At 52.5% G+C, this 7,968-nt stretch carries 12 protein-coding genes; 6 read left to right on the top strand and 6 right to left on the bottom strand.

The window, feature by feature from the left end; genetic code table 11:
- Positions 1–394: NlpC/P60 family protein (locus ACQRD3_RS03795; RefSeq protein WP_427779953.1), on the top strand; the 394-nt coding region annotated here is incomplete at its 5' end.
- Between the two features lie 49 nt (positions 395–443).
- Here ACQRD3_RS03795 and ACQRD3_RS03790 read toward each other — a convergent pair.
- Positions 444–656: a helix-turn-helix domain-containing protein gene (locus tag ACQRD3_RS03790; protein ID WP_427779961.1), complete on the bottom strand. Its 213-nt coding sequence runs from the start codon at positions 654–656 to the stop codon at positions 444–446.
- Between the two features lie 215 nt (positions 657–871).
- On the opposite strand from ACQRD3_RS03790, the gene ACQRD3_RS03785 reads away from it, so the two are divergent.
- The 5 genes from ACQRD3_RS03785 (at position 872) to ACQRD3_RS03765 (ending at position 4,520) form a co-directional block, all read left to right on the top strand.
- On the top strand, positions 872–1,258 hold the full coding sequence (locus ACQRD3_RS03785; protein WP_427779952.1) for a hypothetical protein: 387 nt from the start codon (positions 872–874) through the stop codon (positions 1,256–1,258).
- A gap of 29 nt (positions 1,259–1,287) precedes the next feature.
- The gene (locus ACQRD3_RS03780; RefSeq protein WP_427779951.1) at positions 1,288–1,500 is read left to right on the top strand and encodes a cysteine-rich KTR domain-containing protein; all 213 of its coding nucleotides are present in this window, start codon (positions 1,288–1,290) and stop codon (positions 1,498–1,500) included.
- Between the two features lie 173 nt (positions 1,501–1,673).
- Complete coding sequence (locus ACQRD3_RS03775; RefSeq protein ID WP_427779949.1) at positions 1,674–3,197, top strand: DNA methylase; 1,524 nt, start codon at positions 1,674–1,676, stop codon at positions 3,195–3,197.
- A complete protein-coding gene (locus tag ACQRD3_RS03770; RefSeq protein ID WP_427779947.1) occupies positions 3,194–3,622 on the top strand; it encodes a hypothetical protein in 429 nt (142 codons plus the stop codon). The genes ACQRD3_RS03775 and ACQRD3_RS03770 overlap by 4 nt, the downstream gene beginning before the upstream one ends.
- Before the next feature lie 466 nt (positions 3,623–4,088).
- A complete protein-coding gene (locus ACQRD3_RS03765; protein WP_427779945.1) occupies positions 4,089–4,520 on the top strand; it encodes a flavodoxin in 432 nt (143 codons plus the stop codon).
- A gap of 216 nt (positions 4,521–4,736) precedes the next feature.
- On the opposite strand, the gene ACQRD3_RS03760 is transcribed toward ACQRD3_RS03765, so the two are convergent.
- The 5 genes from ACQRD3_RS03760 to ACQRD3_RS03740 form a co-directional block, all read right to left on the bottom strand.
- Positions 4,737–5,081 carry a cupin domain-containing protein gene (locus tag ACQRD3_RS03760; RefSeq protein WP_427779943.1) on the bottom strand — a complete coding sequence of 115 codons (345 nt, stop codon included), beginning with the start codon at positions 5,079–5,081 and terminating at the stop codon, positions 4,737–4,739.
- A gap of 19 nt (positions 5,082–5,100) precedes the next feature.
- The gene (locus ACQRD3_RS03755) at positions 5,101–5,430 is read right to left on the bottom strand and encodes a cupin domain-containing protein (protein WP_427779941.1); all 330 of its coding nucleotides are present in this window, start codon (positions 5,428–5,430) and stop codon (positions 5,101–5,103) included.
- Between the two features lie 78 nt (positions 5,431–5,508).
- Positions 5,509–6,195 carry an ABC transporter ATP-binding protein gene (locus ACQRD3_RS03750; protein ID WP_427779939.1) on the bottom strand — a complete coding sequence of 229 codons (687 nt, stop codon included), beginning with the start codon at positions 6,193–6,195 and terminating at the stop codon, positions 5,509–5,511.
- The gene (locus ACQRD3_RS03745) at positions 6,189–6,938 is read right to left on the bottom strand and encodes an ABC transporter permease (protein WP_427779937.1); all 750 of its coding nucleotides are present in this window, start codon (positions 6,936–6,938) and stop codon (positions 6,189–6,191) included. The genes ACQRD3_RS03750 and ACQRD3_RS03745 overlap by 7 nt, the downstream gene beginning before the upstream one ends.
- A complete protein-coding gene (locus tag ACQRD3_RS03740; RefSeq protein WP_427779935.1) occupies positions 6,928–7,947 on the bottom strand; it encodes an ABC transporter substrate-binding protein in 1,020 nt (339 codons plus the stop codon). The genes ACQRD3_RS03745 and ACQRD3_RS03740 overlap by 11 nt, the downstream gene beginning before the upstream one ends.
- Positions 7,948–7,968 lie beyond the last annotated feature (21 nt).

Below are 7,968 nucleotides of genomic sequence, written 5' to 3'. Positions count from 1 at the left end.
CAAATCTCTGGTGATGGGATGGGACAGCCGCTGGGGTACGGTGCAAAAGGTGACGGCGGACGGCAGCACCAGCACTGGAACTTACCGCCCATACGGTCTGGATTGCAGCGGATTCGTGGATTGGGTGTTCTACAACGCTACAGACGGCGGGTACATCATCGGTCATGGTGGCGGCGCGGCCAGCCAGCATACCTACTGCACAGCAATCTCCTGGGCAGACGCGCTTCCCGGCGATCTCGTATTTTACCCGGATGACACCCATGTGGGAATCGTCGCCGGTTGGGATGAAAACGGAAATATCCTCATTGTCCATTGTGCCAGCGGCTATAACAATGTGGTCATTACAGGCAAAGAGGGTTTTGTTTCGGTTGGCAGACCCCGATATTTCGCATAATAAAAATCCGGTGAGGTAGTTTCTTACGAAACTGCCTCGCCGGATTTTTTTACTTGATAACTGGCTCCAAATTTTCAAACAGCGGGTCGTCAAAAAATTCCCGGACACTGATGCCTAAACCATCACATATCTTTTGAATGGAAACTACACCGGGATTTTTGCTTTTTGTGTTCAACATACTGTAAATTGTAGATGGTGCTACGCCGCACAGATTTGCCAGAGTATTGACGGCAATGCCGCGATCCAGGCAAAGCGCATGAATACGCCGGGCAACCGCTTCTTTTGCGTTCGTAGAGCACCACCACCTTTCAATTACGATAACAGTTTAGTATTATTTGCGATTTATCGTGTGGGATATATCCCAAATGCAGGAATTGTGATAAGATATGGGATATATCGCAGAAATCAGGTGATCATATTTCCAGTTGTTTTTTTATTGGCCATAGGGACGCAGAGGAAGCAGTTTTCCTAAAACTATTGGAGGCTGTCGAACAGCATATCGTGGAGTATGGCGTGACGGAGTTTTTTGTGGGGCATTATGGGCGGTTTGACGCTTTGGCCGCCCGGGCGGTGAAGGATGCAAAAAAGCGCCACCCTGAAGTGATGCTTACGCTGCTGTTGCCTTATCATACGTTTAACCACCCCATCCAAACGCCAAAAGGATTCGACGGGACCTTTTATCCGCCAGGGATGGAGACTGTGCCAAAAAGGGTAGCTATTGTGCAGGCCAACCATTATATGATCGATACCTGTGACTACTTGATTGTCTATGTCTGGCATCCGGCCAGCAATGCGTTGGAACTTGCAGAATATGCCCAGCAAAGGGGGAAAATACATATTACTTATTTATCGAGAGAAATATAGTTTCCAGCAGATTGAAGTAAAATCGAAAAATGGAAATAGTAAGGATGGTAGATCAGATGAAGACAGCTCATTGGATTGTATGCCCGCTTTGCCAAAGAAACTTGCAAATTAAGATATACGAGGACACAGTGCTTTTGGATTTTCCGGTTTACTGTGACTCCTGCCAAAAGGAAATGATTATCAATGTCGTTAAATGCAGGCTCCAATTAAAAAATGAATCATGTCAAGACAATGCTGAATGATAAGATAGACAAATTGTAGCGGAAGGTCTGCTTCCCTCAGAATTGAGAAAGCAGACTTTTCTAAGTAGAACGAGTATTCGAGAAAACTGTTAATAATCACCTCTTGCGAAAAGCGAACATTTGTTCTATAATGTGGGTGAAAAGTGGCGAATGATACGGGAGGTGACCAAGGCATGAAAAACCGAACATACATCGCCATTGATCTGAAGTCGTTCTATGCTTCAGTGGAATGTGTGGAACGGGGCCTTGACCCTATGACCACCAATCTGGTGGTAGCCGACAAGTCCCGCACGGAAAAAACCATCTGCCTTGCCGTGTCACCCAGCCTGAAAGCCTACGGCATCTCAGGCCGGGCCAGGCTGTTTGAGGTGGTGCAGCGGGTCAAAGAGGTCAATGTGCAGCGGAAGCGAAATGCCCCCGGACGCACACTGACCGGCTCCTCCACAGACGATTTGCAACTGAAAGCTTCGCCGGAGCTGGCGCTGGATTATATCGTGGCACCGCCGCAGATGGCCAAATACATGGAATGCAGCGCACACATTTTTGGCGTGTACCTGAAGTATATCGCCCCGGAGGACATTCACTCGTATTCCATCGACGAGGTGTTTATCGACGCAACCAACTATCTGCCCACATACAAAATGACAGCCAGAGAGCTTGCCATGACCATGATCCTGGATGTCCTGAAGACGACCGGGATCACCGCCACAGCGGGGATCGGGACAAATCTCTACCTCTGCAAAGTAGCCATGGACATCGTGGCGAAGCACATCAAACCCGACAAGTACGGCGTCCGCATTGCCAAGCTGGATGAGATGAGCTACCGCCGTCTGCTGTGGGGTCATCGTCCGCTGACGGACTTCTGGCGGGTTGGCCGGGGATATGCCAGAAAGCTGGAGGCTCATGGCCTCTACACTATGGGCGATATTGCCCGATGTTCCATCGGAAAGCCTACGGACTACTTCAACGAGGATTTGCTGTACAAACTCTTTGGCATCAACGCAGAGCTGCTGATCGACCATGCCTGGGGATGGGAGCCGTGTACCATCGAACAGATCAAGGCATATAAGCCCAGTTCCAACAGCATCGCCTCCGGGCAGGTCCTGCAATCTCCTTACACTTGGGAAAAAGCAAGACTTGTGGTCCGGGAAATGACAGATTTGCTGTCCCTTGACTTGGTGGATAAGGGACTGGTGACAGACCAGCTCATTCTGACGATTGGATATGACATTGAGAATCTGAAAGACCCAAATATCAGAAAAGACTATCAGGGAGCAGTCACCACTGACCACTATGGCCGGGAGATACCCAAGCACGCTACCGGCACCGCCAATCTGGGCCGCCACACGGCATCCACCAAGCTTCTGACGCAGGCGATTCTGGAACTGTATGACCGTATTGCAGATCCCAAACTGCTGGTCCGGCGCATCTCCATCTCCGCAAACCATGTGGTCAGTGAGGAAGATGCACCGAAAAAAGACGCCGCAGAGCAGCTTGACCTTTTCACCGATTACGCTGCCAAACAGCAAAAACAGGCGGAGGAAGAAGCGGAACTGGCTCGCGAAAAGAAGATGCAGGAAACCATGCTGACCATCAAAAAGAAGTTTGGCAAAAACGCGATTTTGAAAGGCATGAATCTGGAGGATGGCGCTACCGCCAGGGACCGGAACAGTCAGATTGGAGGTCATCGAGCATGACCAGTCGTTACGATGACATCATCCATTTGCAGCACCCTACTTCTTCAAAGCATCCCCGTATGGCAGCCCTTGGACGGGCAGCTCAGTTCTCACCATTTGCTGCGCTTACCGGCTATGAGGGTAGTATCCGGGAAACCGCCAGATTGACTGACGCAAAAGCAGAACTGGACGAGGACAAAATAGCTGCACTGGATATGAAACTGCGGTTTTTGGCTGACCATCTCTCAGAATGTCCGGAGGTGTCTATCACCTACTTCAAGCCAGACAGCAGAAAACAGGGCGGTGCCTATCAAGTCATTACAGGCATGGTCAAGAAGATAGACGCTTTTGAGAAAACTGTTTTGATGGCAGAAGGTACGCTGATTCCTATTGCGGATATTTTTGAGATTTCAGGAAGTTTGTGCTCCTCTATTGATAAGAAATAAGGTTGACTATGAGCTGTTAAAATCCCACAAAGTAAATTGCGTCTGAATGATACCAAAAAAATCTTGGAATTCACTTGACAAATAGAGAAGCGTATGCTATTTTATTCATGTGGTTAGCGAATGCTAACCAAGAATCAGAACGGGCGACTGGGCGGCCCGTTTGATTTTGAAGATTAGTTAGCTACAACTAACCTTGAGAAATGAAATCTGCGGGGGAATCGCAAACCCTCCCGCAGAGCAAACAGAGCAAACAGAGCAGACAGGCAGAATGCTCTGCTTGCATGGCAAGAATACAGGCCTTTGCAAGCCATGAAGGAACACCTCCCTGTATTTCTGCCCAGACCCACGGAAGCGCTTTTGGGAAGGAGTGCTTCTGATCCTCCCTAACGCCCAGACAGTTTCATTCCTGACCCCTATGGAGCTGTCTGGGCCCCTCTCTCAAATTCGTCAGAAAGGATGAAATGACATGAATAAACTGGCTATTGTTTACTGGAGCGGTACCGGCAATACGGAGACCATGGCAAACTGCATCGCGGAGGGCGCCAAAGAGGCCGGCGCGGAAGTGGAGCTGATGGGACCGTCTGAGTTCTCCGCGGCGCGCTTCTCTGAGTTCGGCGTGGTGGCTTTCGGCTGTCCCGCCATGGGAAGCGAGGTTCTGGAGGAGGCGGAGTTCGATCCGATGTTCTCCGGTCTGGAGGGCTCTCTCGGCGGCAAGCGGATCGCTCTCTTTGGCTCCTACGGCTGGGGCGACGGACAGTGGATGCGGGACTGGTGTGCCCGCTGCGAAGCGGCTAACGCCAACCTCTATGAGGAGGAGGGCCTGACTGTGAATGAAGCCCCTGACGCAGATGCGCAGGAGGTTTGCCGGGAGCTGGGCCGCAAGCTGGCCACGTGGTAAACAGCCCTTTTTTGCCAAATTGAACTGACCCTGGTTTTGATACTTATCTCCTTTTTTCCCTCATTTGCCCCGCATGGTATGCCATCCATGCGGGGCTACTCCTTTGGGTCGCATACAAAATAAATTGCCTGCAATGCTTGCAGTGACAAATATCTGGTTAAAAAGCATGGGCTCCATAGAAGTGTTTGACTTCTGTGGAGCCCATGCTTTTTTATGTCAGCAGGAAGAAGCTTTCACTACCACCAGGTGCATCTTGAACGCAGTCACAGCCTGTACTGCGTGAGGGATGCCGGCCGGCATGATAATGGATTCTCCCGCGTTCAGGGTGTGGGGAACGCCGTCAATGGTGATTTGTGCCGTTCCCTCCAAAATGGTCGCCATAGCGTCTCCGGGAGCAGCGTGGGTGCTGATAGCCTCACCCGCATCAAAGGCAAACAGGGTGATCCCCGCACCGGGCTGTTGGGCCAGGGTCAGGCTGACAACCTTACCCGCTTCATATTCCACTTGGCCCATCATGGCAAAGGGCTGTGCATGAGGGATATTTTTAATCAGTGTATCCATGAGTCATTCCTCCTAATAGTTATGAAAGCGTGATTTGCAGCAGCTTGCAGCCATCCGGAGCAGCCACTGCGTGGGGAGTGTGGGCAGGAACAGCCAGGCAATCGCCGGTCTGAAGACAACGGCTGTCCTCTCCCGCAGAGACATAAAGCGCCCCCTCCAGAATGTAGTAGAGGGTATCGCCAAAATAGCATTCCTCACTGATACTTTCCCCGTCGCCAAAGGCCAAAAGAGTCATTTGGCAGTGTTCCTGCTGGCTCATGGCCATGCTGACCACGCGGCCAGGTTGAATCTGAATCAGCTGGGTGAGCTGCTGGGGCTGCTGTGTGGGCAGGTTGCGTAAAAAATACATTGCTCATACCTCCATGGGTCGTCTTGTCCTTAGGATACCCCATGATACAGGATCAGTCCATTGCTACAGCAACAACAATCAGGTTGTGATGCGGCCAATAATTTCCCGCCGGATCTCCGTCAGTTCTGGCGCCGAGGCATCCCGGCCTTCCTGGCCGGGCAGGGTGATCCATGTCTGAATAGTGGTTGGCCTGGGAGTCAGGACGGCAATTCGGGTGGCCACGGTCAACGCCTCATCAATTTCGTGGGTGACAAATAGAACGCCCGGCTTTTTGATCTGCCAGATCTTCAGAAGCATATCCACCATCTCCATGCGGATGCCGTAGTCCAGCCCCTGAAAGGGCTCATCCATCAGGAAGAACGCTCCGCCGAAATGGAAGGCCCGCGCCAGCGCACAGCGACGGGCCATGCCACCGGAGAGCTGCGTGGGATAATATCCCTCAAAGCCTTTCAGCCCTACATCGGAAATGAGGGTGCGGACTGCCTCCGGCTCGACATCTTCACGAACCAGACGGATGTTTTCTTCTACCGTTCGCCAAGGCAGCAGGCGGGGACTTTGAAACATATAGCTCAGTCTTGTATCGGTTCCCTCGACGGTACCCGTGTCAGGTGTTGCCAGGCCTGAAATCAGGTTAAGAAGCGTGGTCTTTCCGCAGCCGGAAGGACCGATCAGGGCCACGATCTCCCCCGGAGAAAGCGTCAAAGACAAGTCAGACAGGACAAGCAATCCGTCATAGGACTTGGAGATACCGCTCAGTTTCAGCATGTCACACCTTCTTTCCTGCAAAAAGCCATCCGCAGCAATCTTTGCGTGAGATAGCACCCCAATACCAGCAGCAGCGACCAGGCAATGATGGCGTCGGGCTCGATGTTGAGCCGGGCAGTGGTGATGGCTCCTCCGATTCCGCTGTTTGTGGTAAGAACCTCTCCCATGACTGCCAGCTTCCAGCCCCCTCCGATAACGATCTCCAGCGCTGAGCGTAAGTAGGGACGGATGGAAGGAAGGGTTACATGGCGCAGCGTTTTCCAGCAGGAAAAACGGTAGAGGCGCGCCATCTCCAACAACTGTGGATCTACGCTGCGGACGCCGTGACTGAGATTGATCACCACGGTGGGGACTGTGGCTGTGGCCACAATGAAGACACAGGGCTTTCCGTTAAATCCGAACCACACCAGCGCCAGAACCACCCAGCACACGGGCGGAATGGCCTGAAGCACATGAATCAGTGGGGTTCCCACATCCTCTATCTTGGGACACAGGCCAAACAACAGTCCCAGAACAGCGCCAACTCCCACGCCGATGGCCAGCCCGGCAATCAGCCTCAGGATCGTTGCTCCTATGGTGGCTCCGAAATCCGACTGCGTCATCAACCTAACCAATGTGGAGAGAACTTGGGCAATGGGGGGTACCACCAGCGGCGGGAAAAAGAGAGAGGCCAGCTGCCAGACACCCAGCAGCAGGCACACTCCCAAAGCGCGGCGGAACCACAGTCCCGTCTTACCCCGCATAGAACAGTCCCTCATCGGGCAGCTTTCCGCCGATCATAGAGGGTTCAAAGTTGTAAATAAGGTTATAGAAGGTATCCAGCTCCTCTTTGGCATCTTGGGCGCTCTTAAAGGTCAAGCCCATATTGGGAATAGCTGCCTCCACAATTGCCGCTTTCATGCCCAGATACTCCTCAGCCAGAGCAGCAGCCTCGGCCGGGTGATCCAACACCCACTGCGCGCTCTCCTCATAGGCAGCCTGGAACTGAGCGGCCAGCTCGGGGTTCTCATCCAGGAAAGTCTGGGTAGTACCGAAGCCTGCATTGGGGATCATGGTATCGGTGTTGGTGGATCGCTGCCACTCGGTTTCAAAGCTGAGTGCCCGGCGCACATTCTCATTCTGTGCCATGGCGGAAGTGACCTGAGGCTCGATCAGAGTGGCGTATTCCGCCTCCCCGGAGGCCAGAAGGGCGGCTACCTCTGCGGTGCTGGCGTAGACCACCTGGACATTTTCGCCAACCGTCAAACCGGCCTCACTCATAAAATACTGAGTAAGCGCATCCGGGGGAGAGGACTGAAGGGGAATATATACCGTTTTTCCCTTCAAGTCGCTCCAAGTGGTAAAGTTCGGATCGGTGGTCATGAAGTATGTGACACCCCAGGTGTTCACATTCATCAGGCGAACGTCCAGTCCCTTGTTATAGAGGGTGGATATTACTGTCAGGGGAAAAGCGTACATGTCATGTTCCCCGCCCTGGACCATAGCCAGGAGTTCCTGCGGAGCATTCCATACATTTAGTTCAATGGTCACATTTTCACCCAGAAGCTGCCCCTCCATCATATGAAGAACCGGCAGAGCGGGCGGGGCCGTAGGAACGCCGACAGAGATGGTAACCGGTTCAGTCGCCTGACTGGATTCCTCTGGTTTGTCATTTGGGTTGGTGCTGTCCGTGGGCGCATTACCCCCGGAACAGCCTGCCAGGGCAAAGAGCATCATGGCAGAAGCCAGGATGGACGCAAGAGTTCGTTTCATTTTGGATCCTCCGATCTGAAT

It is taken from the genome of Candidatus Pseudoscillospira sp. SGI.172 (genome assembly GCF_050313575.1).
In the GTDB taxonomy this organism is placed as follows: Bacteria; Bacillota; Clostridia; order Oscillospirales; family Oscillospiraceae; genus Vermiculatibacterium.
This window is presented reverse-complemented; position numbering and strand designations above follow the sequence as displayed.